The sequence below is a fragment of the uncultured Jannaschia sp. genome, assembly GCF_947503795.1.
In the GTDB taxonomy this organism is placed as follows: domain Bacteria; phylum Pseudomonadota; class Alphaproteobacteria; order Rhodobacterales; family Rhodobacteraceae; genus Jannaschia.
On the sequence record NZ_CANNEZ010000001.1, the window covers coordinates 234994 to 257735 of the forward strand.

General features: G+C 69.3%; 29 protein-coding genes. All 29 read left to right on the forward strand.

Annotation, left to right across the window (positions count from 1 at the left end; translation table 11 throughout):
• Positions 1 to 75 precede the first annotated feature (75 nt).
• The gene (locus Q0833_RS01180; RefSeq protein ID WP_298429399.1) at positions 76 to 1239 is read left to right on the forward strand and encodes an isovaleryl-CoA dehydrogenase; all 1164 of its coding nucleotides are present in this window, start codon (positions 76 to 78) and stop codon (positions 1237 to 1239) included.
• The gene (locus Q0833_RS01185; protein ID WP_298429402.1) at positions 1236 to 1727 is read left to right on the forward strand and encodes a lysozyme inhibitor LprI family protein; all 492 of its coding nucleotides are present in this window, start codon (positions 1236 to 1238) and stop codon (positions 1725 to 1727) included. The genes Q0833_RS01180 and Q0833_RS01185 overlap by 4 nt, the downstream gene beginning before the upstream one ends.
• Complete coding sequence (locus Q0833_RS01190) at positions 1724 to 3322, forward strand: carboxyl transferase domain-containing protein (protein ID WP_298429405.1); 1599 nt, start codon at positions 1724 to 1726, stop codon at positions 3320 to 3322. The genes Q0833_RS01185 and Q0833_RS01190 overlap by 4 nt, the downstream gene beginning before the upstream one ends.
• 51 nt (positions 3323 to 3373) lie before the next feature.
• Positions 3374 to 3700 (forward strand): hypothetical protein, encoded by a 327-nt coding sequence (locus Q0833_RS01195; RefSeq protein ID WP_298429407.1) that lies wholly within the window; start codon positions 3374 to 3376, stop codon positions 3698 to 3700.
• Between the two features lie 19 nt (positions 3701 to 3719).
• Entirely contained in the window at positions 3720 to 4142 is a 423-nt protein-coding gene (locus Q0833_RS01200) for an ASCH domain-containing protein (RefSeq protein ID WP_298429410.1), read from the forward strand.
• Entirely contained in the window at positions 4139 to 4780 is a 642-nt protein-coding gene (locus Q0833_RS01205) for a hypothetical protein (protein WP_298429413.1), read from the forward strand. Before Q0833_RS01200 ends, Q0833_RS01205 begins: the two co-directional genes overlap by 4 nt.
• Positions 4762 to 6699 carry an acetyl/propionyl/methylcrotonyl-CoA carboxylase subunit alpha gene (locus tag Q0833_RS01210; protein WP_298429416.1) on the forward strand — a complete coding sequence of 646 codons (1938 nt, stop codon included), beginning with the start codon at positions 4762 to 4764 and terminating at the stop codon, positions 6697 to 6699. The genes Q0833_RS01205 and Q0833_RS01210 overlap by 19 nt, the downstream gene beginning before the upstream one ends.
• A gap of 79 nt (positions 6700 to 6778) precedes the next feature.
• Positions 6779 to 7447 carry a glutathione S-transferase family protein gene (locus Q0833_RS01215; protein ID WP_298429419.1) on the forward strand — a complete coding sequence of 223 codons (669 nt, stop codon included), beginning with the start codon at positions 6779 to 6781 and terminating at the stop codon, positions 7445 to 7447.
• Complete coding sequence (locus tag Q0833_RS01220; RefSeq protein WP_298429422.1) at positions 7444 to 8298, forward strand: hydroxymethylglutaryl-CoA lyase; 855 nt, start codon at positions 7444 to 7446, stop codon at positions 8296 to 8298. The genes Q0833_RS01215 and Q0833_RS01220 overlap by 4 nt, the downstream gene beginning before the upstream one ends.
• Positions 8298 to 8804, forward strand: coding sequence for a DUF6653 family protein (locus tag Q0833_RS01225; RefSeq protein ID WP_298429424.1), 507 nt, complete (start codon positions 8298 to 8300; stop codon positions 8802 to 8804). The genes Q0833_RS01220 and Q0833_RS01225 overlap by 1 nt, the downstream gene beginning before the upstream one ends.
• Positions 8801 to 9583: a crotonase/enoyl-CoA hydratase family protein gene (locus Q0833_RS01230; RefSeq protein WP_298429427.1), complete on the forward strand. Its 783-nt coding sequence runs from the start codon at positions 8801 to 8803 to the stop codon at positions 9581 to 9583. Before Q0833_RS01225 ends, Q0833_RS01230 begins: the two co-directional genes overlap by 4 nt.
• 87 nt (positions 9584 to 9670) lie before the next feature.
• Positions 9671 to 10798, forward strand: coding sequence for a lytic murein transglycosylase (locus Q0833_RS01235; protein WP_298429430.1), 1128 nt, complete (start codon positions 9671 to 9673; stop codon positions 10796 to 10798).
• A gap of 87 nt (positions 10799 to 10885) precedes the next feature.
• Positions 10886 to 11512: an SH3 domain-containing protein gene (locus Q0833_RS01240; RefSeq protein ID WP_298429433.1), complete on the forward strand. Its 627-nt coding sequence runs from the start codon at positions 10886 to 10888 to the stop codon at positions 11510 to 11512.
• Between the two features lie 63 nt (positions 11513 to 11575).
• On the forward strand, positions 11576 to 11941 hold the full coding sequence (locus tag Q0833_RS01245) for an NADH-quinone oxidoreductase subunit A (protein ID WP_298429436.1): 366 nt from the start codon (positions 11576 to 11578) through the stop codon (positions 11939 to 11941).
• Between the two features lie 134 nt (positions 11942 to 12075).
• Complete coding sequence (locus tag Q0833_RS01250; protein ID WP_298429439.1) at positions 12076 to 12480, forward strand: CopG family transcriptional regulator; 405 nt, start codon at positions 12076 to 12078, stop codon at positions 12478 to 12480.
• Between the two features lie 20 nt (positions 12481 to 12500).
• Positions 12501 to 13619 (forward strand): PHB depolymerase family esterase, encoded by a 1119-nt coding sequence (locus Q0833_RS01255; RefSeq protein ID WP_298429442.1) that lies wholly within the window; start codon positions 12501 to 12503, stop codon positions 13617 to 13619.
• A 168-nt stretch (positions 13620 to 13787) separates the two neighbouring features.
• Positions 13788 to 14321 (forward strand): NADH-quinone oxidoreductase subunit B family protein, encoded by a 534-nt coding sequence (locus tag Q0833_RS01260; protein ID WP_055084349.1) that lies wholly within the window; start codon positions 13788 to 13790, stop codon positions 14319 to 14321.
• Entirely contained in the window at positions 14318 to 14923 is a 606-nt protein-coding gene (locus Q0833_RS01265; protein WP_298429451.1) for an NADH-quinone oxidoreductase subunit C, read from the forward strand. Before Q0833_RS01260 ends, Q0833_RS01265 begins: the two co-directional genes overlap by 4 nt.
• The gene (locus Q0833_RS01270; protein WP_298429454.1) at positions 14920 to 15300 is read left to right on the forward strand and encodes a nuclear transport factor 2 family protein; all 381 of its coding nucleotides are present in this window, start codon (positions 14920 to 14922) and stop codon (positions 15298 to 15300) included. Before Q0833_RS01265 ends, Q0833_RS01270 begins: the two co-directional genes overlap by 4 nt.
• A 4-nt stretch (positions 15301 to 15304) precedes the next feature.
• Positions 15305 to 15736 carry a GFA family protein gene (locus tag Q0833_RS01275; protein ID WP_298429457.1) on the forward strand — a complete coding sequence of 144 codons (432 nt, stop codon included), beginning with the start codon at positions 15305 to 15307 and terminating at the stop codon, positions 15734 to 15736.
• Entirely contained in the window at positions 15736 to 16968 is a 1233-nt protein-coding gene (locus Q0833_RS01280; RefSeq protein ID WP_298429460.1) for an NADH-quinone oxidoreductase subunit D, read from the forward strand. Before Q0833_RS01275 ends, Q0833_RS01280 begins: the two co-directional genes overlap by 1 nt.
• Before the next feature lie 71 nt (positions 16969 to 17039).
• Positions 17040 to 18356, forward strand: a complete 1317-nt coding sequence (locus Q0833_RS01285; RefSeq protein WP_298429463.1) for an NADH-quinone oxidoreductase subunit E — start codon at positions 17040 to 17042, stop codon at positions 18354 to 18356.
• Between the two features lie 48 nt (positions 18357 to 18404).
• A complete protein-coding gene (locus Q0833_RS01290; RefSeq protein WP_298429466.1) occupies positions 18405 to 19364 on the forward strand; it encodes a hypothetical protein in 960 nt (319 codons plus the stop codon).
• A 59-nt stretch (positions 19365 to 19423) separates the two neighbouring features.
• Positions 19424 to 19651: a DUF5337 family protein gene (locus Q0833_RS01295; protein ID WP_298429469.1), complete on the forward strand. Its 228-nt coding sequence runs from the start codon at positions 19424 to 19426 to the stop codon at positions 19649 to 19651.
• A gap of 3 nt (positions 19652 to 19654) precedes the next feature.
• Positions 19655 to 20950 (forward strand): NADH-quinone oxidoreductase subunit NuoF, encoded by a 1296-nt coding sequence (gene nuoF, locus Q0833_RS01300; protein ID WP_298429473.1) that lies wholly within the window; start codon positions 19655 to 19657, stop codon positions 20948 to 20950.
• Positions 20947 to 21462 carry an MAPEG family protein gene (locus Q0833_RS01305; protein ID WP_298429476.1) on the forward strand — a complete coding sequence of 172 codons (516 nt, stop codon included), beginning with the start codon at positions 20947 to 20949 and terminating at the stop codon, positions 21460 to 21462. Before nuoF ends, Q0833_RS01305 begins: the two co-directional genes overlap by 4 nt.
• A 5-nt stretch (positions 21463 to 21467) precedes the next feature.
• The gene (locus tag Q0833_RS01310; protein ID WP_298429479.1) at positions 21468 to 21854 is read left to right on the forward strand and encodes a DUF5333 family protein; all 387 of its coding nucleotides are present in this window, start codon (positions 21468 to 21470) and stop codon (positions 21852 to 21854) included.
• Entirely contained in the window at positions 21851 to 22231 is a 381-nt protein-coding gene (locus Q0833_RS01315) for a hypothetical protein (protein ID WP_298429481.1), read from the forward strand. The genes Q0833_RS01310 and Q0833_RS01315 overlap by 4 nt, the downstream gene beginning before the upstream one ends.
• 97 nt (positions 22232 to 22328) lie before the next feature.
• Positions 22329 to 22730 carry a DUF5333 domain-containing protein gene (locus Q0833_RS01320; RefSeq protein ID WP_298429484.1) on the forward strand — a complete coding sequence of 134 codons (402 nt, stop codon included), beginning with the start codon at positions 22329 to 22331 and terminating at the stop codon, positions 22728 to 22730.
• Positions 22731 to 22742 lie beyond the last annotated feature (12 nt).

The following is a 22742-nucleotide window of genomic DNA, read 5'->3' on the forward strand; positions in this document are numbered from 1 at the left end:
TATTCCCGACCCATGGACGCGGCGCGGACGAGGCGCTATGAACTGAACGAGCGTTCAATTCCGCGGGAGGGCACCATGTTCAACGCCACAATGCAGTTCGACCTTGGCGACGACGTGAACGCCCTGCGCGAGATGGTGCATCGCTGGGCGCAGGACCGCGTCCGCCCGCTGGCCGCCGGGATCGACGCGTCGAACGAATTCCCCTCCGACCTCTGGACCGAGATGGGCGAGCTGGGCCTTCTGGGGATCACCGTCCCCGAGGAGGATGGCGGCGCGGGCATGGGCTATCTCGCGCATGTCATCGCCGTCGAGGAAATCGCGCGCGCCTCGGCTTCGGTGTCCCTGTCCTACGGCGCGCATTCGAACCTTTGCGTCAACCAGATCGCGCTGAACGGCTCGGCGGAGCAGAAGGCGCAGTACCTCCCCGGCCTGATCTCGGGCGAGCATGTCGGCGCGCTGGCCATGTCCGAAGCCGGCAGCGGCTCGGATGTCGTGTCCATGAAGCTGCGGGCCGAGAAGCGGAACGACCGCTATGTCCTGAACGGCACGAAATACTGGATCACCAACGGGCCCGATGCCTCGACGCTGGTGGTCTATGCCAAGACCGACCCGGATGCCGGCTCGAAGGGGATCACGGCCTTCCTGATCGAGAAGGCGATGACGGGCTTCTCCACCAGCCCGCATTTCGACAAGCTCGGGATGCGCGGCTCGAACACGGCCGAGCTGATCTTCGAGGATGTCGAGGTGCCGTTCGAGAACGTGCTGGGCGAGGAGGGGCGCGGTGTGCAGGTCCTCATGTCCGGGCTCGACTACGAACGCGTCGTGCTGGCCGGGATCGGCACCGGCATCATGGCCGCCTGCCTCGACGAGGTGATGCCCTATCTGGCCGAGCGCAAGCAGTTCGGAAAGCCCATCGGGTCGTTCCAGCTCATGCAGGGCAAGATCGCCGACATGTACACGGCGATGAACTCGGCCCGCGCCTATGTCTACGAGGCCGCCAAGGCCTGCGACGCGGGCCGCGTCACGCGCCAGGACGCCGCCGCCTGCTGCCTTTACGCCTCCGAACAGGCGATGGTGCAGGCGCATCAGGCCGTGCAGGCGATGGGCGGCGCGGGCTTCATGAACGACACGCCCGTCAGCCGGATTTTCCGGGACGCCAAGCTGATGGAGATCGGCGCGGGTACGTCCGAGATTCGCCGGATGCTGGTCGGCCGCGAGATGATGGGAGCGATGGCGTGATCCGCGCCGTCGGTCTCGTCTTGATGCTTGCCGCTCCTGCCGCGGCGCAGGAACTGAGCTTTTCGCCCGCGGCGACCGAGGCGTGCCTCGCTGCCGGGGCCGGCCCCGCCTGCATCGGCGTCTCGGCCAATCTGTGCATGACCGAGACGCCGGGCGGCAGCTCGACGGTCGGGACGGGCGGCTGTCTTTGGGCCGAAGCCGACTATTGGGACGACCGGTTGAATACGGCCTATGGCGCGCTTCGCACGGATGCGCGTGCCATCGATGCCGAGATGCGCGATCTCGGAAGTGCCGCGCCGTCGCAGGCCGAGGCCTTGCGCGAGATGCAGCGGGCCTGGATGTCCTTCCGCGACGCGGCCTGCGTCTACGAAGCGTCGCTCTGGGGCGGCGGAACGGGCGCCGGACCGGCGTCGAACGGCTGCTGGATGCTCCAGACCGGGCGGCAGGCGCTGGACTTCGAAGACCGTCTCGCGGAGCGCAGCCGATGAAACTTCGATCCTCCCACATCCCCGGCTCGGACGCCGCCAAGGCCAACCGCGCCGCCCATCTCGACGCGCTGGACGAGGTGCGCGTGGCTGCCGAATGGGCGCAGGGCGGCGGGGGCGAGAAATCCCGCGCGCGTCACCTGTCCCGCGGCAAGATGCTGCCCCGCGACCGCGTGGCGAACCTGCTCGATCCGGGTTCGCCCTTTCTCGAAGTGGGCACCTTCGCGGGGCACGACATGTATGACGGCGCGGCGCCCGGCGGGGGGGCCATCGCGGGCATCGGCCTCGTGCACGGGCGGCAGGTCATGGTGGTCTGCAACGACGCGACCGTGAAGGGCGGGACCTACTACCCCGTCACCGTCAAGAAGCACCTCCGCGCCCAAGAGATCGCCGAGGAGAACCGGCTGCCCTGCGTCTATCTTGTCGATAGCGGGGGCGCGAACCTGCCCAACCAGGACGAGGTCTTTCCCGACCGCGACCATTTCGGGCGCATCTTCTACAACCAGGCGCGGATGTCCGCGAAGGGCATCGCCCAGATCGCTGTCGTCATGGGCTCCTGCACGGCGGGCGGGGCCTACGTGCCCGCCATGTCCGATGTCTCGATCATCGTGCGCGAGCAGGGGACGATCTTCCTTGCCGGGCCGCCCTTGGTGCGCGCCGCGACGGGCGAGGTCGTGACGGCCGAGGATCTGGGTGGCGGCGACGTCCACACGCGGCTTTCAGGCGTGGCGGACTACCTGGCCGAAGATGATGGCCACGCGCTGGCCATCGCCCGCGATGCCGTCCGCAGCCTCGGGGGCGGTGCGACGATCGAGATCGGGCATTTCGAGCCGCCTGCCTACGACCCCGACGAGCTGCTCGACGTTGTCCCCGCCAGCCTGACGACGCCCTATGACATCCGCGAGGTCATCATGCGCCTCGTCGACGGCTCGCGCTTCGACGAGTTCAAGGCGCGCTTCGGCGAGACGCTGGTGACCGGCTTCGCCCATGTCGAGGGCATGGCCGTGGGCATCGTCGCCAACAACGGCGTCCTCTTCTCCGAGGCCGCGCAGAAGGGCGCGCATTTCGTCGAACTCTGCTCGCAGCGGAAGATCCCGCTGGTGTTCCTGCAGAACATCACGGGCTTCATGGTCGGCCGGAAATACGAGAACGAGGGCATCGCGCGCCACGGCGCCAAGATGGTCACGGCGGTGGCGTCGACCTCCGTGCCGAAGATCACGATGCTGGTCGGCGGCAGCTTCGGGGCCGGGAATTACGGCATGGCGGGGCGCGCGTATCAGCCGCGCTTTCTCTGGACCTGGCCCAACAGCCGCATCTCGGTGATGGGCGGGGCGCAGGCGGCGGGCGTGCTGGCGACGGTCAAACGTGCCGCGATGGAGAAGGCCGGCGAGGACTGGTCCGCCGAGGCCGAGGCCGCCTTCAAGCGCCCCACCGAAGAGATGTTCGCCCGCCAGTCGCACCCGCTCTATGCCTCGGCCCGGCTCTGGGATGACGGCATCGTCGATCCGCGCAAGTCGCGCGCGGTTCTGGCGCTGTCGCTGCGCGCGGCGCTCAATGCCCCGATCGAGGACACGCAGTTCGGCGTGTTCCGCATGTGATGGCGGGGCCGGTGCCATATTTCGGCCCGACCGGGGCGCTAGCGATCGGGTATGACCGCCGCCGCCGATCAGCCCCGCGTCCCGCTGCGCACCCGCCTGGGCCGGTATCTGCTGCGGCGGCTGCGGCGCAAGCTTCCCTTCCTCGCGCTCTATGCCGTGCTGGCCGCGACAGGCACGCTGGGCGAGTTGCGCGACCGTGCGGGCGCCGAGATCGGCCCGGCCTTCGCGGAGTTCCGCGAGACGCTCGAAACCTACAGCGCCCTGAAGCGCGCGCAATTGGCGCAGGCCAAGCTGGAGACCTGTGCGTCGGCCCCTGTGCCACGCCGGACCGAGGGCGGTCATGCGTTTCAGTCGGTCGCCGCCCCGCCCGACTGCTGATGCCGCGGGGGGTCGCGCCGTGACCGGACCCGATCTCCAGACGCTGGTCGACACGCATCCCGATGCCGAGACCTTCCGCTTCGGCGACGGCCCCGCGCTCTCGGCCGAGATCCTCGCGCTGGTGCGGGCCGGTACCAAGACCGTCACGGTCGAGGCGATGCGCGTCTACGAGGCCCCGGAGGGCGATGCGCTGCCCGAGGTCGGACGCCGCGACATCGCGCTCGAATGGGACGGCTGCCCGGCGGTGATGGTCGAGACCGTCGCCGTGGACCGGATGCGGTTCGACGAGATGACCGAGGACCGCGTCGCCGCGCAGGGCGAGTTCCGCGACCTCGCGCATTGGCGCGACGGTTACCGCGCCTATTTCCAACGGACCGGCGGCTGGTCCGAGGATCTTGCGCTGATGGTCGAGACCTTCCGGGTCGTCGAGGATTACGCATGAGCACCGAATCCCCCTGGGGCCGGTCCGCCGAGGCGACCAGCGTGCCACGCGTCCGTCAACAGCGCGGCCCGGCCGTGCAGGTCTGGCTCATCCACCGCGACGGCCGGCCCGATTTCTACGAGACCATCTTCGACTTCGCGACCTTCGTGGAGGCGTCGCGCACGGCCGAGCCCTCGCTCCTCGTCTGGTCGGGTCGCGACGATGTCGACCGGACGGGTCTGCGCCAGACACTGCGCAGGATCGTCACCGCCGAGATCGACGCCGCGCGCGCCCAGCTCAACGACGGCGGTCGAGAGGCCGAGGCCGAGGCGCGGACGGGCATGGGGCTCGTGCTGACGCTCGCCGCGCAGGGCGCGCTTCTGGCGATGCGTGCGACGCCCGCGGGCCTCGCGACCTCGGCGCTGCTCGGGGTGGCGGCGCTGGTGCTCGGGCGGGACCGCCACGCGCCCGGCCCTCACGATCCGGCCCGGCTCGAGGCCGAGATCGAGCGGGTGAAGGCGGCGACCGACCGCGCGCTCGACCGGCTCGACCTCAAGATCCACCCGGAGCTGTCCGGAGGCGAGGGCGATTCCGACGCCTGGCCGCTGCCGCAAGCCGTGCGCGACGTGAAGGAGACCCCATGTTCCGCAAGATCCTGATCGCCAACCGGGGCGAGATCGCCTGCCGCGTGATCGACACCTGTCGCAGGCTCGGTGTTCGCACCGTCGCGGTCCATTCCGACGTCGACGCCCATGCGCGCCACGTCGAAATGGCCGACGAAGCGGTCTCGCTCGGCGGTGCGGCCCCGGCCGACAGCTACCTGCGCGGCGATGCGATCATCGAGGCGGCGCGCGCGACCGGCGCCGAGGCGATCCATCCCGGCTACGGCTTCCTGTCAGAGAACCCCGATTTCGTCGAGGCCGTCGAGGCGGCGGGGCTGGTCTTCATCGGGCCGTCCGCCAAGGCGATCCGGGCGATGGGCCTGAAGGACGCAGCCAAGGCGCTGATGGAGGAGGCGGGCGTGCCCGTCGTGCCGGGCTACCGGGGCGCCGATCAGGACTCGGACGCGCTGGCGCGAGAGGCGGAGGCCATCGGCTACCCGGTGCTCATCAAGGCGGTCGCCGGCGGCGGCGGGAAGGGGATGCGCAAGGTCGAGGCGCCCGAGGACTTCGCGGACGCGCTGGACGCGGCGACCTCGGAGGCGCGGAAGGCCTTCGGCAACGATCATGTGCTGATCGAGAAATGGGTCGCCACGCCGCGCCATATCGAGGTGCAGGTCTTCGGCGACGGCACGCGGGCCGTCCACCTCTTTGAGCGGGACTGCTCGCTCCAGCGGCGCCACCAGAAGGTCATCGAGGAGGCGCCCGCGCCCGGCATGACGGCCGAGATGCGGGACGCGATGGGCGAGGCCGGCGTCCGCGCCGCCGAGGCTATCGGCTATGCCGGGGCGGGCACGGTCGAGTTCATCGTGGATGCGACCGACGGTCTCCGGGCGGACCGGTTCTATTTCATGGAGATGAACACGCGCCTGCAGGTCGAGCACCCGGTGACCGAAGCGATCACCGGCGTCGACCTCGTGGAATGGCAGCTCCGCGTCGCCGCGGGCGAGGGCCTGCCCAAGCGGCAGGACGAGCTTTCGATCGACGGCCACGCCTTCGAAGCGCGGCTCTATGCCGAGGACGCGGCGAGCGGGTTCCTGCCTCAGACCGGACGGCTGACGCATCTCTCGTTTCCCGAGGGCGCGCGCGCCGAGACCGGGGTCCGGGCGGGTGATGTCATCAGCCCGTGGTACGACCCGATGATCGCCAAACTCGTGACGCATGGGCCGACGCGGGCGACGGCGCTGGGCGCGCTGGAGCGGGCACTGGCGGGCACGCAGGTCGCGGGAACCGTCACGAACCTCGCCTTCCTCCGAAAGCTCGTGCAGCACGAGGGGTTCGGCCGCGGCGAGGTCGATACAGGCCTGATCGACCGCGAAGTCGAGACGCTGGCCGCGAACCCCGTCGCCTGCATCCGGACACGGGCGCTGGCGGCGGTGTTGGCGCTGGGACTGGACGAGCCATCCGTCCATGACGGCTTCCACCTTTGGGAGCCGCTGCGCTGGACGGTCGCGATGAACCACCGTGGCGAGGCGATCGACGCCATGGTCACAGCCCACGGTGCGGGCACCTACGCGGTCGATCTGGGCGACGGTCCGGTCGAGGTGGTGCGCGCGCCCGCAGGCTGGGTGGTGGACGGGCGGGCCGTCGGCGCCGCATGGCATCGCGATCCGGGCCGTCTGACGATCTTCTGGGGAAATGCCTATCCGTTCGACCTGATCGATCCGCTGGACGTGGCCGCCGCCGCCGGGGCCGCGTCGGGCGTGGTCGAGGCGCCGATGCCCGGCCTCGTGAAAGCGGTCTTCGTCGAGGCCGGGGCCGAGGTCGCGGCGGGCGCGCGGCTGGCCATCCTCGAAGCGATGAAGATGGAGCATACGTTGGTCGCACCGCATGACGGCACTGTGGCCGAGGTCCTGGCCAAGGCGGGCGACCAGGTCGAGGCGGGTGCCGCGCTGGTCCGGATGGAGGACGAGGCATGACGCGGCCGTCGCGACCGTGGCGGGCGCCGGGGCTCTGCCCCGGACCCCGAGGTATTTCGGGCCAGAGGAGTGTCGCGGTATGACCGGCATCCTCTTGCATCACGTCCCCCAGAGCCGGTCGCAGCGCGTGCTCTGGCTTCTGCACGAGCTGGACGTGCCGTTCGAGGTCCGGACCTGGCCCTTCGACAAGACGCTGCGGTCGGACGAGTTCCTCGCGCTCAACCCGGCGGGCCGTGTCCCCGCGCTCGAGATGGACGGGCGATCCTACTGGGAGACGGGCGCGATCGTGGAGCTTCTGTGCGAGCGCTTCCCCGAGGCCGGGATGGGACGCGCGCCGGACCATCCGGAGCGGGCCGATTGGCTGATCTGGGTACATTTCAGCGAGACGATCAGCCAGCATGCCGCGGCATTGACGCAGGCCCATGTCGCGCTTCGCGAAGACTGGATGCGCTCGCCGGTTGCCATGAAGCTGGAGGCCGCGCGCGTGGGCAAATGCTTCGATGCCATCGAAGCGCGGCTGGCGGGCGATTGGCTGCTGCCGTCGGGGTTCTCGGCGGCGGATATCTGCGTGGCGCAGGCCGCCGCGATGGGCCGCCGGTTTCACGCGGTGGGTGACCGCCCGCGTATGGCAGGCTGGCTCGACCGGTGCCTCGCGCGGCCCGGCTGGGCCGCGTCGGACCAGGGCGGCGCGCTCTATGACCGGGCGTTTTACGATGCACCGCCCGTGATCGCACCGGAGGACGCATGACCGGCCCGGTCGAAATCTTCGAGGTCGGCCCCCGCGACGGGCTCCAGAACGAGGCACGCGCGATACCGGCCGCCGAGAAGATCGCGCTGATCGACCTGTTGTCGAAGGCGGGCTTCCGGCGGATCGAGGTGGCGAGCTTCGTGAGTCCCAGATGGGTGCCGCAGATGGCCGACGGCGCCGAGGTCCTGGCTGGGATCAAGCGCCACGACGGCGTGTCCTACGCGGCGCTGACGCCGAACCTGCGCGGCTATGAGAACGCGCGCGATGCGGTGGTCGACGAGGTGGCGATTTTCGCCAGCGCCTCGGAGGGGTTCTCGAAGGCCAATCTCAACGCCACCATCGCCGAGAGCCTCGCCCGGTTCGAGCCTCTGGTCGCCGCCGCCCGCGCCGACGACATGCCGGTCCGGGGCTACGTGTCCTGCGTCGTGGAATGCCCGTTCGACGGGGCCGTGCCGCCCGGTGACGTGGCGCGGGTCGTCGCGGCGCTGCGCGCATTCGGCTGCTACGAGGTCAGCCTCGGTGACACGATCGGGCGCGGACTTCCCGAGGCGGTGGATGCGATGCTGGGCGCGGTGCTGGGCGAGATGGAGGCCACGGCGCTGGCCGGGCATTTCCACGATACGGCCGGGCGCGCGCTGGACAATGTGGACGTGGCGCTCGGGCGCGGGCTGCGCGTATTCGACGCCGCGGTGGGTGGGCTCGGCGGTTGTCCCTATGCCCCGGGAGCGGCCGGGAACGTCGCGACCGAGGCCGTGCTCGCGCATCTGCACGCGGCAGGCTACGAAACCGGCCTCGACGCGGCGGTCGTGGATGCGGCGGCCGAGATGGCACGCGGCATGAGGGCCGGCTGATGGACGTCTTCCGGGGCGCCGAGCGGATGATGGCGATGGACGACGCGACATGGCGCCGACATGCCAACCCGTGGTCGGTCTGGTCGCGCTTCACGGTCCTGCCGCTTCTGGTTCTGGCGATCTGGAGCCGGGTCTGGCTGGGGTGGTGGGCGCTTCTGCCGATCGCCTTGGCGCTCGGGTGGAACTGGCTGAACCCGAGGGTCTTTCCACCGGTGGACCGGCTCGGTGGCTGGGCGGGACGCGCCGTCATGGGTGAGCGCATCTTCCTCGAGCACCGGAGCGAGATCGCGCCGCATCACCGTCGCGCCGCCACGGTCCTGACCTGGGCCTCGGCCGCGGGAGCCGTTCCGCTGGTCGTCGGGCTCTGGGCGCTTTGGTGGGAGGGTGCGGTGTTCGGAACGCTGCTGGCGGCGCTGCCGAAGGTCTGGTTCTGCGATCGGATGGTCTGGATCTACGAGGATTGGGTGGGCGCAGGTCGCGCGCTGCCGGGGGAGGACATGACATGAGCTACGAGACCCTGGACGTGACGCGCGACGGGCGTGGTGTCGTGACCGTTCGGCTGGACCGTCCGGACATGCACAACGCCCTCTCGGCGCCGATGATGGACGAGTTGACGGCCGTGGCCGCGATGCTTGCGGCCGATGGCAGCCGCGTCGTGGTGCTGACCGGGACAGGCCGATCCTTTTGCGCGGGCGGCGACCTCGGCTGGATGCGGGCGCAGTTCGATGCTCCGCCCGAGGCGCGGGCCACCGAGGGTCGACGCCTGGCGCACATGCTGCAGGCGTGGAACACGCTGCCGAAGCCGGTGATCGGCCGGGTGCAGGGCAACGCCTTCGGCGGTGGCGTGGGGCTTGCCTGCATCTGCGACGTGGCGATCGGCGCGGTGGGCGCGCTCTTCGGCCTGACCGAGACACGGCTGGGCCTGATCCCCGCGACCATCGGGCCTTATGTGATCGCGCGCATGGGCGAGGGTCGCGCGCGGCGGGTCTTCATGTCGTCGCGCCGCTTCGACGCGGCCGAGGCCGTCGATCTGGGCATCCTCGCGCGGGTGGTCGAGGCCGAGGCCCTCGATGCGGCAGTCGAGGCCGAGGTTGCGCCATATCTCGCTTGTGCGCCCGGCGCGGTGGCAGAGGCCAAGCGGCTTGCCCGTGCGCTCGGGCCGGTGATCGACGAAGCCACGATCGAGCGGACGATCGAGGCGCTGATCGCCCGCTGGGAGGGGGACGAGGCCGCAGAGGGCGTCGGTGCCTTCTTCGAGAAGCGCCCGCCGCGCTGGGCCGGCTGAGGCACGCCGAGCCGCGCACGACGGCTTGCGGGCGCGCCGCCATCGGGTAGGATTCGCGCAATCCCCTCGCCAGAAGGACCTGCAGGCATGTTCACCCGTCGCGCGATCACCCTGACCCTCGCCCTATGGCCGCTCGCGGCCTGCGCCAACGCGCCCGCCCTGTCGGGCCGCGCCGTCTCCCGGCCCTCCGACCCGGATCTCGTGCCGCGCGCGACGCCCGGCTGGTCGTCCTGGGTCGCGGCGTTCAAGCCGCGCGCCGCCGCCGCGGGGATCCGCGCCGATGTGGTCGAGCGCGCCTTTCGGGGGCAGGGCTACGTGCCCGGCGTGGTCGCCCGCGACCGCAACCAGACCGAGTTCAAGCGCAGCTTCGAGGATTACCTCAACATCGTCGCCCCCGAGCGGAAGGTGCAGGCGGGTCGCGCCGCCTTCGCGCGCCACCGCTCGACCCTTTCGGCCATCGAAAGCCGCTACGGCGTGCCCGCCGAGATCGTCGCCGCCATCTGGGGCGTCGAGAGCAATTTCGGCCAGCGGCGCGGCGACATCCCTACGATCAGCGCCGTCTCGACACTGGCCTTCGACGGGCGGCGGGGCGCGTTCTTCGAAAAGCAGCTGATCGCCGCGCTGCGCATCCTGCAATCGGGCGACATCACGCCCGAGCGGATGCTCGGGAGCTGGGCGGGGGCGATGGGGCACACGCAGTTCATCCCGACGAGCTACCTGCAATCGGCGGTCGATTTCACCGGCGACGGACGCCGCGACATCTGGAGCGATGACCCGGCGGATGCGCTGGCTTCGGCGGCGGCCTATCTGCGGGATGCGGGCTGGCAGCGGGGCCAGAGCTGGGCGGTCGAGGATCCGTCGGGGAATCTCACGCCGGATCGCGGCGGACCCAGCTTCCGGACAGGCCCGAACTTCCGGGTCATCAAGCGCTACAACAATTCGGATTCCTACGCGCTGGGCGTCGGCCACCTGGCGGATCGGATCGCCGGGGGCGGGGCGCTGCGGCAAGGGTTCGGCCCGGATGGCGACGGGTTGGTGAAGTCGCAGCGGGTCGATCTGCAACGACGCCTGACCGCCGCCGGGTTCGACACCGATGGCGATGACGGCGTGCTCGGCCCCAAGAGCCGGGCCGCGATCGCCGCCTATCAGCGGAGCGTCGGTCTCGAGGCGACGGGGCGTCCGTCGGTCGCGCTGTTGCAGCGTCTCGGAGGCTAGATCGGGCACGCGGTTCGGGGGCTGTCATTGCCTGACACGGCCGCACCGCCCACCTGTTCCGGAGACTTACACCGACCGGAGCGTCCGATGCGACTGATCCTGCCCCTTTTTTTCTGCGTGGCCTTCGCCGGGGTCGCGACGGCCCAGACCCTGCGCAACGACAGTGGCGGTGCCGTCAATCTGCGGGGCGGGCCGGGAACGCTCTTTCCGGTGCTGGGCACGCTCGGGGCGGGTGTGGCCGTCGAGCGTGGCCGCTGCGATCTCGAAGGGCGCTGGTGCCTCGTCTCGACCGACGGAGCGTTCGGGTGGGTCAATACGGCCTATCTCGCGGCGCGGTCGCCGACAGCGCCGGTCCCCGAGGTGATCGTCACACCGCTGCCGTCCACCGGCGCTGCGCCGTTCGAGCCGCCCGCCGACCTGCCGCGCGAGATCGTATCGGCGGTCCTCGGGCTGGGCGGCGGCACCGTCACGGGCGCGCGGCCGCCCACCATCCTGTCGACCACGGCCCCGATGTGGAACATCACCACCGGCGAGGTGAACCTGCGATCCGGGCCGGGCACCGGTAATCCGGTCGTCGGTCAACTGCGGCCGGGCGAGGGCGGGCGCATCGACGTCTGCTCGCCCGACGAGCAATGGTGCCGCATCGGCGCGCCTGACGGCCGGCAGGGTTGGGTGAAGGCGACGCTGATCGGCGAGCGCCGGATGGCGCCCTAACGGCCCGGCGCCCGTTGACCCCCCGCGGCGCGCCACCTAGAACCGGCTCCAGACGCGAGCGGAGTGCCAGACATGCTGATGGAATACCTGCCCATCCTGATCTTTCTCGGCGTGGCCATCGGGCTCGGCCTCGTCCTGATCCTCGCCGCTGCCCTGATCGCCGTGCGTGCTCCGGACCCCGAGAAGGTTTCGGCCTACGAATGCGGCTTCAATGCCTTCGATGATGCGCGCATGAAGTTCGACGTCCGGTTTTACCTCGTCGCCATCCTCTTCATCATCTTCGACCTCGAGATCGCATTCCTGTTTCCGTGGGCCGTGTCCTTCGCGGGCCTTTCGATGGAGGCGTTCTGGTCGATGATGGTCTTCCTCGCCGTGCTCACGGTTGGCTTCGCCTACGAGTGGAAGAAGGGCGCGCTCGACTGGGAGTGATGCGCCGGTCCAGCATCGCAATTCGAAGGGTCGCCTCGGGCGGCCCTTTCTTTTTGCTGCGGCGCAGCATCTTTCCTTGCCTCGGACCGCATTTAGGTTCATACCATCCAAGTAGATGGTAGAATGAGGCTGTCATGCCGAAGCAGGTGAAGGCGACCGAGACCGAGAAGATCACGATGAACCTGGGATATGTCGATCTTGGGCGGATCGATCTTCTGGTCGAGGAAGGCTTTTTCACCAATCGGACCGATTTCATCAGGACCGCAATCCGGGCGCAGCTTGACCGGCACGGCACCGAGGTCGGGGCGCTCGTCGAGCGTCGCGTGCTGGAGATGGGCCTGCGGGACATCACGCGGGCCGAACTCGAGGCCGCGCGCGCGGCGGGCGAACGGCTGCATGTCAAGGTCGTCGGCCTGGCCCGGCTCGCCGAGGACATTCCGCCGGATCTCGCCCGCGAGACCATCGCAGAAATCACCGTGCTGGGGGCGCTTCAGGCGTCGCCCGCACTTAAAGACGCCCTGCGCGACCGCATCAGGTAAGCGCGACGAGGAGAGACCCGATGGACGGAGACTTCATGGCGGCCATGCGCCGCACGCTCGACCTGACAAAGAGCGGCGATCTCGGCACGGCGACGCGTCAGATCCAGGCCGCACTGTCGGGCAGCGGAGACGCGCCGCACGCGGAGGCCGCGGCCGAACCGGACCCGAAGCCGAAGCGCACGGCCGCGACCGCTTCCCGGGTCGAGGACGCCGAAATCGTGGACGAGACACCGCCGCGTCGCCGCGCCCGCAAGCCGCTGGGTGCCACGCTGGACGCTCTGCGCAGGCGGCCCCGCGCGACGGGCGGTGCGATGCCCGAACTCGCCGACGGGGCGGTCTGGGACAGAAGGCGCCATGCCGGGCGGTTCGGGGCCCGCGATGTCCGGGTCCATATTCCCGCCAGCGTCGCCGCAGAGGGGGCGGCGGGGCTGATCGTGATGCTGCATGGTTGCACCCAGACGCCCGAGGATTTCGCCATCGGCACCGCGATGGGGCGCCAAGCCGAAGATCATCGCCTCGTCGTCGCCTATCCCGCACAAGACCGGTCGGCCAATGCGCAGGGCTGCTGGGCCTGGTTTCAACCTGCCGATCAGGGACGGGGCGGCGAATCCGCCCTGATCGCCGAGATGGCGGGCCAGATCGCAACGGAATTCGCGGTGCCCGACGGGCGCGTCTTTGTGGCGGGCCTGTCGGCCGGGGGCGCGATGGCGGCGGTCACGGCCGCCGCGCATCCCGAGGTCTTCGGGGCGGCGGGCGTGCATTCGGGGCTGGCGCCGGGCGCGGCCCGCGACATGGTCTCGGCCTTCGCGGCGATGCGCGGTGACGGGACGGCGGCGCAGCCGGGACCCACCATGCCGATGATCCTCTTTCACGGGGACGCGGATCGGACCGTCGCGCCGGCCGCGGCGGACTGGGGCACGCGCGATCTCGATACGCCTGCCACCGATGCTCCGGCAAACCATGGCCGCAGGGTCCGGCGCACGGTCGGGCGGACGATGGCCGGCGGCGCGGTCGAGGTCTGGCGCATCGCCGGGGCCGGGCACGCGTGGTCCGGGGGCGATCCGCGCGGCAGCTATGCCGACGCGGCCGGTCCGGACGCCTCGGCCGAGATGGTGCGGTTCTTCCTCGGACTGTCCTGACGTGCCGCACGGCTACGATCGGTCGCGGCCCGAGCGGGTGTAAGTCGCACCGTCCAAGGCCTACATTCGGGTCAGGGTCGCGTTGACCGCCCGCGGGGTGCGGGCTACACCGCGACCGACCCTGCGGGACCCGATCCCGCGGGCAGAATTCCGAAACGGAGCGATGCGATGGGCGTGCAGACCGGACTGAACACCGCGGGCGGCGACAAGGAGCATGCGACGCAGCTCCTGAACCGCGAGCTTCAGGACAAGGGCTTCCTGCTGACCTCGACCGAGGACATCATCAACTGGGCGCGCACCGGCTCGCTCCACTGGATGACGTTCGGGCTGGCTTGCTGCGCGGTCGAGATGATGCACACGGCCATGCCACGCTATGACATGGAACGCTTCGGCACCGCGCCCCGCGCGTCTCCGCGCCAGTCGGACCTGATGATCGTGGCGGGCACGCTGACCAACAAGATGGCGCCCGCACTCCGCAAGGTCTATGACCAGATGCCGGAGCCGCGATACGTCCTCTCGATGGGCAGCTGCGCCAATGGCGGCGGCTACTATCACTACAGCTATTCCGTCGTGCGCGGCTGCGACCGGATCGTGCCGGTCGACCTTTACGTGCCGGGTTGCCCGCCGACGGCAGAGGCATTGCTCTACGGGTTGCTGCAACTTCAGCGGAAGATCCGCCGGACAGGGACCCTCGTGCGATGAGCGACCAACTCGAAGAACTCGTCGCCCATATCGAGATGCGCCAACCCGAGCGCATCACGGGCCATTCCATCGCCCATGGCGAGCTGACGCTGGAAGCCATCGCGTCGGACATCCCTGCGCTCGTGGAGTTTCTCAAGACCGACGAGCAGTGCCGTTTCACGTCGCTCGTGGACATCACGGCCATCGACTATCCGGGCGACGAGCGCCGCTTCGTCGTGGTCTATCATTTCCTCTCGATGTACCGGAACCAGCGCATCCGCCTGAAGGCCGCGGTTCGCGAGGAAGAGATCGTGCCCTCGATCACCGAGGTCTATCCGGCGGCGAACTGGTTCGAACGCGAGGTGTTCGACATGTTCGGCATCCTCTTCTCGGGCCATCCGGACCTGCGCCGCATCCTCACCGATTACGGCTTCCGGGGCTATCCGCTGCGCAAGGACTTCCCGACGACCGGCTACACCGAGGTCCGCTATGACGAGGTTCAGAAGCGCGTCGTCTACGAGCCGGTCTCGCTGACGCAGGAATACCGCCAGTTCGACTTCATGTCCCCCTGGGAGGGCGCGGAATACGTGCTGCCCGGCGACGAGAAAGGCGAGGCGAAGTGACTGCCGCCGAAACCGATCTTCGCGACGTCGCGCAGCGTTACTGCGAGGGCGTCTACCACGCGCGCCCCGAGATCTTCGAGGAGATCTGCCACGACCGCTTCGCGATGACCGAGATCACGCCCGAGGGTGGCGAGAACGCATGGGACAAGGCGTCCTATCTCGAGCGGGTGCGGGGCCGGTCGGCCTTTCCGGGCGACGTATCGGCCGAGATCCTCGATGTCGACATCGCGGGTGACGAGATCGCGCGCGTCCATCTCTGGGTCGATGTGCCGCCGCGCCGCTACGAGGATCATCTCGGCTTCGTCCGCGTGGACGGGTCGTGGAAGCTTCTGACGAAGGTGTTCCGCACGATGGGCCCTTCGACGGTGGAGGCGTAGGGCGGTGGCCGACACACTCTCCGGACGCTGCCTCTGCGGGGCTTGTGCCTTCACCGCGCGCCCCGACGGGCCCGCGGGGACGGGCGCCTGTCACTGCGGCATGTGCCGGAAATGGTCGGGCGGCATCTTCATGTCCGTCGATTGCGGCGACAGCGTCGCCTTCGAAGACGGCGCGCCGCTGGGCCGCTTTCGCGGATCGGACTGGGGCGAGCGGGTGTTCTGCACGGCATGCGGCGCGTCGCTGCTCTGGCAGCTCCAGGACGGCACGCACCAGCATGTCTCGATCCAGTGTTTCGAGGACCCGGGCCAGTTCGAGATCGGCGTCGAGGTCTTCATCGACAAGAAGCCCGGCAATTACGCCCTCGCGGGCGACCGCAAGACGATGACGGAGGCCGAGGTCTTCGCGCTCTATGCTTCCGAAGGAGGAACGACCTGATGGATGGCGACCTGACCCCGGCCCGCGGATACGAGGACGCCCTCACCGGCGAGCAGAAGATCCGCAACTTCAACATCAACTTCGGGCCTCAGCACCCGGCGGCGCATGGCGTGCTGCGGCTTGTGCTGGAGCTCGACGGCGAGATCGTCGAGCGCTGCGATCCGCATATCGGCCTTCTGCATCGCGGCACCGAGAAGCTGATGGAGAGCCGGACCTACCTCCAGAACCTTCCCTATCTCGACCGCCTCGATTACGTGGCGCCGATGAACCAGGAGCATGCCTGGTGCCTCGCCATCGAGCGGCTGACCGGCACCGAGGTGCCGCGCCGCGCCCAGCTGATCCGGGTGCTCTACTGCGAGATCGGGCGCATCCTCAGCCACATCCTCAACGTCACCACGCAGGCGATGGACGTCGGCGCGCTGACCCCGCCGCTCTGGGGTTTCGAGGAGCGCGAGAAGCTGATGGTGTTCTACGAGCGGGCCTCGGGCGGCCGGCTCCACGCCGCCTATTTCCGGCCCGGCGGCGTCCATCAGGACCTGCCGCCCGACCTGATCGACGACATCGAGACCTGGATCGCGGACTTCCCGCGCGTCCTCGCCGATATCGACGGCCTGCTGACCGAGAACCGGATCTTCAAGCAGCGCAATGTCGACATCGCCATCGTCTCCGAGCAGGAGGTGATGGACTGGGGCTTCTCGGGCGTGATGGCGCGCGGGTCGGGCCTCGCCTGGGACCTGCGCCGCGCGCAGCCCTACGAGTGCTACGACGAGTTCGACTTCCTGATCCCCACGGGCAACAACGGCGATTGCTACGATCGCTACCTCGTCCGTATGGAGGAGATGCGGCAGTCGCTCCGGATCATGACGCAGGCCATCGAGAAGCTGCGCGCCCCCGAAGGGCAGGGCGACGTGCTGGCCCGCGGCAAGATGACCCCGCCGAACCGGGGCGACATGAAGACCTCGATGGAAAGCCTCATCCATCACTTCAAGCTTTATACCGAAGGCTTCCACGTCCCCGCGGGCGAGGTCTATGCCGCCGTCGAGGCGCCCAAGGGCGAGTTCGGCGTCTACATGGTCTCGGACGGGTCCAACAAACCCTACCGCGCAAAGCTGCGCGCGCCGGGCTACCTGCACCTGCAGGCGATGGATCACATCGCCCGGGGGCATCAGCTCGCCGACGTCGCCGCCATCATCGGGACGCTGGACGTGGTGTTCGGCGAGATCGACCGCTAAGGCGGGCGCAACAGGGACTGACGACACGACGCGGAACGCCGGGATCGTGTGACGACCGAAGGACAGACGACATGCTTCGCCGCCTCCACAAAGACCAACCCGAGAGCTTCGCCTTCACGCCCGCCAACCAGGCCTGGGCCGAGGCGCAGATGACGAAGTATCCCGAGGGGCGGCAGGCCTCCGCGATCATTCCGCTGCTCTGGCGCGCGCAGGAACAGGAGGGATGGCTGACACGGCCCGCCATCGAGCATGTCGCCGACATGCTGGGCCTCGCCTATATCCGGGCGCTCGAGGTCGCGACCTTCTACTTCATGTTCCAGCTTCAGCCGGTGGGCTCGGTCGCGCATATCCAGATCTGCGGCACGACGTCCTGCATGATCTGCGGGGCCGAGGATCTGGTTGCCGTCTGCCGCGACAAGATCGCCTCGCGTCCCCACGTGATCAGCGAAGACGGCAAGCTGAGCTGGGAAGAGGTCGAGTGCCTCGGGGCCTGTGCAAATGCGCCGATGGCCCAGATCGGCAAGGATTACTACGAGGATCTGACGACCGAGCGCTTCGCCGAGATGCTCGACCAGTTCCGCGCGGGCAAGGTTCCGGTGCCGGGTCCGCAGAACGGCCGCTTCACCTCCGAGCCGCTGGGCGGGGTCACTTCGCTGACCGATGCGGCAGGATCGAAGGAGGAGGCTGCGAACGGCTCGGTCGCGCTGGCCAACCGCATCGGCGACACGATCAAGCGGATCGACGGCACCGAAGTGCCGCTGGTCGCCCCCTGGGGCCGGGCGAACCAGGCCGATGACGACCCGGAGGTCGCGGCGCGCGATCCGATGATGGGGCCGTCGGGCCCCGACGGCAAACAGGCGGGTCGCGTGCGCGGTCAGGCCGATGCGCCGCGCACGCGGGGTGATGCCAGCGACGGGCGCGCCAATGTCCGCGGCTCCGACGCCACGGCCAAGGCGAAGCCCGAGGCCGGCACCGTCGCACCCGAGCCCGAGGGGCGCCCCGCCGCGGGTATCGCGAAGACACACGAGACGCCGACCGTCACCGGCACGACCGACACGGACGGGATGCCCGCGGGCACCCAGACGGCGGCCGAATCGACCGCGACCGCCGATCCGGGCACCAAGCCCGCGACGCTCGATGCGCCGAAGTCCACGGGTGCGGACGATCTCAAGCGCATCCGGGGTGTCGGACCGAAGCTCGAGAAGATGTTGAACGGCATGGGTTTTTGGCATTTCGACCAGATCGCCGCGTGGTCGGACCGCGAAATTGCTTGGGTCGACGGAAACCTCGAAGGGTTCAAGGGACGCGCAAGGCGTGACGAATGGGTGAAACAGGCTAGAGTGTTGGCTGAGGGAGGAGAAACCGAGTTCTCCTCGCGCCAGACTTAAGCGGGCATCCGAACGGTCGGTCGTCCGCGACAGCAGGGGAGCCGCACCATGGATGACAACCGGATCCGTCCCATCGGGACACTCGAGAGCGCAGCGACGTCGGCGGGGGTCGCGGCCCTCGCGGGCGCCGGGACCTTCGCGCTTCTCATGTTGATCGCGGACTGGAGCTTCCTGCAGGCCGTGTTCGGCGGGTTCGTGGTCGCGGCCGTCGTGTTCTGCATCTTGCTCCTGACCATCGCGCGACCGGTCTCTCGGCCGGTGGGCGCAGGCGGCGTGCAGCGCCCGACCGCCGATCTGGCGCAGGCCGAAGCGCCCGGCACGCCGGGCGAGCCCGCCCGCCCGCTGGCGCCGCGCGACGTGAACGCGCCCTCGCCGCACAAGGCCTCGATCGACAGCTCGATGATCTCGGACGTGCGCCGCGACGGCATCGGCGATCCGCGCGTCAACCGCGCGCTGGGCGATCCGTCCCACGCCGTCGGACTGGCGGGCACGGGCCACGCGACCCCGATGCCGGCCCCCGCGCCGGTCGATGCCGACCCGGTCGTGGCCAAGCCCGCCGCCGCGACCACCGCGCCCAAGCCGCAGGCGCAACCCGCCCCGCTGGATGGCGAGGTGGTCTCGCCCGAGCCGCCCAAGGCCGCGCCCCCGAAACCGGCCGCGCCCGCGAAACCCGCCGCGGCGACGTCGTCTGCCAGCGCGGCACCGGATGCGGGCGCCGAGGGCACGAAGCCCGAAACGCTGGACGCCCCGCGGGGCGGCGCAGCCGACGATCTCAAGCGCATTAAGGGCATCGGCCCCAAGCTCGAGACACTCTGCAATCGACTGGGCTTCTGGCATTTCGACCAGGTCGCCAGCTGGTCGGACGAGGAGATCGCATGGGTCGACGCCAATCTCGAAGGCTTCAAGGGACGCGTTCGCCGTGACGACTGGGTCGCGCAAGCGAAGCTTCTGGCCGAGGGCGGCGACACGGCCTTCTCCAAGCGCGTCGACAAGGGTGGGGTCTATTGATGCCGACCGGGCGGCACCGCTTGACGGCGGTGCGCCCGACCTGTTGAAGACGGCCTGAAATGACCGAGCCTTCGCCCTCAGACGTGTCGATCGCCAGGATGCAGCGCAACATCGCGCTGGTGATCCTCGGCACCTTCGCGATCTGGCTGCCGATGCAGGGCATCGCCTATTGGCTGGACCTGCCGACGCGCTTGATGGGACTGCTCGATCTCGTGGCGCTCGCGGCCCTGGGCTGGGCGCTATTCATGCTGTTGCGGGTGCGCAAGCTGCGCCGCAAGGAGGACTGACCCATGCTGCAAGATCAGGACCGGATCTTCACCAATATCTACGGCATGGCGGATCGTTCGCTGAAGGGCGCGCAGGCGCGCGGCCAGTGGGACGGGACCAAGGACCTGATCGCGCTGGGCCGCGACAAGATCGTCGAGATCATGAAGGCGAGTGGCCTGCGCGGGCGCGGCGGCGCGGGCTTCCCGACGGGCCTCAAGTGGTCCTTCATGCCCAAGGAGAGCGATGGGCGCCCGGCCTACCTCGTCATCAACGCCGACGAATCCGAGCCGGGCACCTGCAAGGACCGGGAGATCATGCGCCATGATCCCCACACCCTGATCGAAGGGGCGCTGATCGCGTCCTTCGCGATGGGTGCGCATGCCTGCTACATCTACATCCGAGGCGAATATATCCGCGAGAAGGAAGCCCTCCAGAACGCCATCGACGAGGCCTACGAAGCGGGTCTGCTGGGCAAGAATGCCGCCAAGTCGGGCTGGGATTTCGACCTCTACCTGCATCATGGCGCGGGGGCTTATATCTGCGGCGAGGAAACCGCCCTGATCGAGAGCCTCGAGGGCAAGAAGGGCATGCCGCGCATGAAGCCACCGTTCCCGGCGGGTGCGGGGCTTTATGGCTGCCCCACCACGGTCAACAACGTCGAGTCGATCGCAGTGGTCCCCACCATCCTGCGGCGCGGCGCCGAATGGTTCGCGGGCTTCGGGCGGCCCAATAACGCCGGCACCAAACTCTTCGCCATCTCGGGCCATGTGAACCGGCCCTGCGTCGTAGAAGAGGCCATGTCCATCAGCTTCGAGGAGCTGATCGAGACCCATTGCGGCGGTATCCGCGGCGGTTGGGACAACCTCAAGGCTGTCATTCCCGGCGGGTCGTCGGTGCCGATGATTCCGGGGAAGGACATGCGCGAGGCGATCATGGATTTCGACTACCTGCGCGAGCAGAAGTCGGGCCTGGGCACCGCGGCGGTCATCGTGATGGACAACTCCACCGACGTCATCAAGGCGATCTGGCGGCTGTCGGCCTTCTACAAGCACGAGAGCTGCGGCCAGTGCACGCCGTGCCGCGAAGGCACGGGCTGGATGATGCGGGTCATGGACCGGCTGGTGAAGGGCGAGGCGGAGGTCGAGGAGATCGACATGCTGCTCGATGTCACCAAGCAGGTCGAGGGCCATACGATCTGCGCGCTGGGCGACGCGGCGGCCTGGCCGATCCAGGGTCTGATCCGGCACTTCCGCGACGAGATCGAGGACCGCATCCGGCACAAGCGCACTCCGTCGCCCGCTTCGGTGGCCGCGGAATGATCCGTGGCCTGACGGTCATCTGCGCCCTGACCGCGATCCCGGCCGCCGCGCAGGAGGCCGCACCCGCCGTCGCCGACACCATCGCCGACGGCACCATGCTCTCGGTCATCACCGAACCCTACGCGCACGCCCTCGCGGCGATCGCCGGCTGGGTCGTCCTGACGCTGGTCCTCCTGATCCTGTCGGTTGTGGGCGCGCCCCGTGCCCGGTCCGACAGCGGCATGCCGGTCCGGGACTATTCCGATCCGTTCTACCGCCGCGACCGCGCGTTCCGGAACGCGGTCGAGACATCCGGCCCCTTCATCGCGGCCACGCTTGTCGCCATCCTCGTGGGGGCGTCGCCCTTCTGGACGAACCTTCTGGCCTCGGTCTTCCTCGTCGCGCGCATCGGTATGGCGGCCGTCCATATCCGCACCGAGATTCAGCCTGCCCGTTCGGCCTTCTGGTTCGCTGGCACGCTCTGCGTGACGGGGCTCGCGCTTCTGGCATTGGTCGGGGCCTTCACGCTGTGATCCGGGTGGGGCTGATCGTCCTCGGCTTCGCGACGCCGCTCCGGGCTGACGATCTGCGCCCTGTGCCGGACTATTTCGTCGACACCGTGTTCCTGACCTCGACCGCCCAGACCATCGCGCGGGCCTGCTCGACCCTGTCGCTCGATCCCGCGGCGACGACCCGCCTAACCGAGACCGTTCTCGCCCGGCTCGAGGCCGACGGGTACACCGCCGAGATCATCGCGACGGGAACGGATGATCCGAGTCCGGCCATCGCGGCCTTGCAGGCGGCGTTCCTCGCGAAGCATGATCTGGCCGACGGCGCGCCCGAGGCTCAGGTCTGTGCGGCCGGTCGCGCCGAAATTGCCGGGGACACACCCCTCGGACATCTGATGCTGGAGGTCGCTGAATGACCCTGAGAACCCTGACCCTGATCGCGGCCCTCGTGGGCCTCGCCGGCTGCGGCACCTTCGACAGCCTCGCCTCGGGGGCGAGCGGCCCGTTCAGCGGCGGCGGCGGGTTGCGCGGCAGCGCGACCGAAGTCGGCGGCGTGCGGTTCCGCACGCGGGTCTCGGGCGACGGCCGGGCCTTCACGACCGCCACACGCGGGGCCGACCGGTCCGTCGCGGGCGCGCTCGAAGCCGGGCGCGTCAAGGGCGTCGAATATTGCATCAAGCGCTATGGCGGCTCGGACATCACGTGGACCATCGGGCCCGACCGCCCGGTCGAAGAGGTCGTGCTGGGCGATGGCGGCGCGCTGATCCTGCAGGGGACCTGCGTCACGCGCTGAACCCCGCCGGGTCAGGGCCTTGCAGGGCCCCGCTATTGAATGACGGTCCCGTCGGGACAATTTCGGGTCGGACAGCAATGCCAACCCGGAGGCCGTCATGCCCCTTTTTCTTCGTGCCCTTGCCGCGACCCTGACCGTTGCCGCCACGCCCGTCTTCGCCGCCGGGCTGGAGGACGAGCCGCGCATCACCGAAGGGCTGATCACGGTCGGTATCGCCTACGAGATCGCCGAAGTCTGCCCGACCATCGGCCCGCGCCGCATCCGCGGCCTGCGATATCTGCTGGCGCTGAAATCTGCGGCCAGCGACCTCGGCTACAGCGACGACGAGATCGAGACCTTCATCGACGACGACGCCGCCAAGGACCGGCTTGAGGTCATCGCGCGCGAGCGTCTGGCGGGTCTGGGCGCATCCCGCGGCGACGTCGCGGCCCATTGCCGCGTCGGGGCGGCCGAAGTCGCGAATGACACGCAGGTCGGACGATTGCTCAACCCGAACTGAGCCCAAGGGTTC

What these genes read in the sequence shown, in the direction of transcription:
- Q0833_RS01215 (WP_298429419.1), top strand. Translation starts at nt 6,779, where the DNA reads ATGACCGGCATCCTCTTGCATCACGTCCCCCAGAGCCGGTCGCAGCGC.
- Q0833_RS01260 (WP_055084349.1), top strand. Translation starts at nt 13,788, where the DNA reads ATGGGCGTGCAGACCGGACTGAACACCGCGGGCGGCGACAAGGAGCAT.
- Q0833_RS01255 (WP_298429442.1), top strand. Translation starts at nt 12,501, where the DNA reads ATGGACGGAGACTTCATGGCGGCCATGCGCCGCACGCTCGACCTGACA.
- Q0833_RS01235 (WP_298429430.1), top strand. Translation starts at nt 9,671, where the DNA reads ATGTTCACCCGTCGCGCGATCACCCTGACCCTCGCCCTATGGCCGCTC.
- Q0833_RS01295 (WP_298429469.1), top strand. Translation starts at nt 19,424, where the DNA reads ATGACCGAGCCTTCGCCCTCAGACGTGTCGATCGCCAGGATGCAGCGC.
- Q0833_RS01265 (WP_298429451.1), top strand. Translation starts at nt 14,318, where the DNA reads ATGAGCGACCAACTCGAAGAACTCGTCGCCCATATCGAGATGCGCCAA.
- Q0833_RS01225 (WP_298429424.1), top strand. Translation starts at nt 8,298, where the DNA reads ATGGACGTCTTCCGGGGCGCCGAGCGGATGATGGCGATGGACGACGCG.
- Q0833_RS01250 (WP_298429439.1), top strand. Translation starts at nt 12,076, where the DNA reads ATGCCGAAGCAGGTGAAGGCGACCGAGACCGAGAAGATCACGATGAAC.
- Q0833_RS01230 (WP_298429427.1), top strand. Translation starts at nt 8,801, where the DNA reads ATGAGCTACGAGACCCTGGACGTGACGCGCGACGGGCGTGGTGTCGTG.
- Q0833_RS01290 (WP_298429466.1), top strand. Translation starts at nt 18,405, where the DNA reads ATGGATGACAACCGGATCCGTCCCATCGGGACACTCGAGAGCGCAGCG.
- Q0833_RS01220 (WP_298429422.1), top strand. Translation starts at nt 7,444, where the DNA reads ATGACCGGCCCGGTCGAAATCTTCGAGGTCGGCCCCCGCGACGGGCTC.
- Q0833_RS01315 (WP_298429481.1), top strand. Translation starts at nt 21,851, where the DNA reads ATGACCCTGAGAACCCTGACCCTGATCGCGGCCCTCGTGGGCCTCGCC.
- Q0833_RS01320 (WP_298429484.1), top strand. Translation starts at nt 22,329, where the DNA reads ATGCCCCTTTTTCTTCGTGCCCTTGCCGCGACCCTGACCGTTGCCGCC.
- Q0833_RS01240 (WP_298429433.1), top strand. Translation starts at nt 10,886, where the DNA reads ATGCGACTGATCCTGCCCCTTTTTTTCTGCGTGGCCTTCGCCGGGGTC.
- Q0833_RS01195 (WP_298429407.1), top strand. Translation starts at nt 3,374, where the DNA reads ATGACCGCCGCCGCCGATCAGCCCCGCGTCCCGCTGCGCACCCGCCTG.
- Q0833_RS01305 (WP_298429476.1), top strand. Translation starts at nt 20,947, where the DNA reads ATGATCCGTGGCCTGACGGTCATCTGCGCCCTGACCGCGATCCCGGCC.
- Q0833_RS01190 (WP_298429405.1), top strand. Translation starts at nt 1,724, where the DNA reads ATGAAACTTCGATCCTCCCACATCCCCGGCTCGGACGCCGCCAAGGCC.
- Q0833_RS01210 (WP_298429416.1), top strand. Translation starts at nt 4,762, where the DNA reads ATGTTCCGCAAGATCCTGATCGCCAACCGGGGCGAGATCGCCTGCCGC.
- Q0833_RS01285 (WP_298429463.1), top strand. Translation starts at nt 17,040, where the DNA reads ATGCTTCGCCGCCTCCACAAAGACCAACCCGAGAGCTTCGCCTTCACG.
- Q0833_RS01180 (WP_298429399.1), top strand. Translation starts at nt 76, where the DNA reads ATGTTCAACGCCACAATGCAGTTCGACCTTGGCGACGACGTGAACGCC.
- Q0833_RS01280 (WP_298429460.1), top strand. Translation starts at nt 15,736, where the DNA reads ATGGATGGCGACCTGACCCCGGCCCGCGGATACGAGGACGCCCTCACC.
- Q0833_RS01205 (WP_298429413.1), top strand. Translation starts at nt 4,139, where the DNA reads ATGAGCACCGAATCCCCCTGGGGCCGGTCCGCCGAGGCGACCAGCGTG.
- nuoF (WP_298429473.1), top strand. Translation starts at nt 19,655, where the DNA reads ATGCTGCAAGATCAGGACCGGATCTTCACCAATATCTACGGCATGGCG.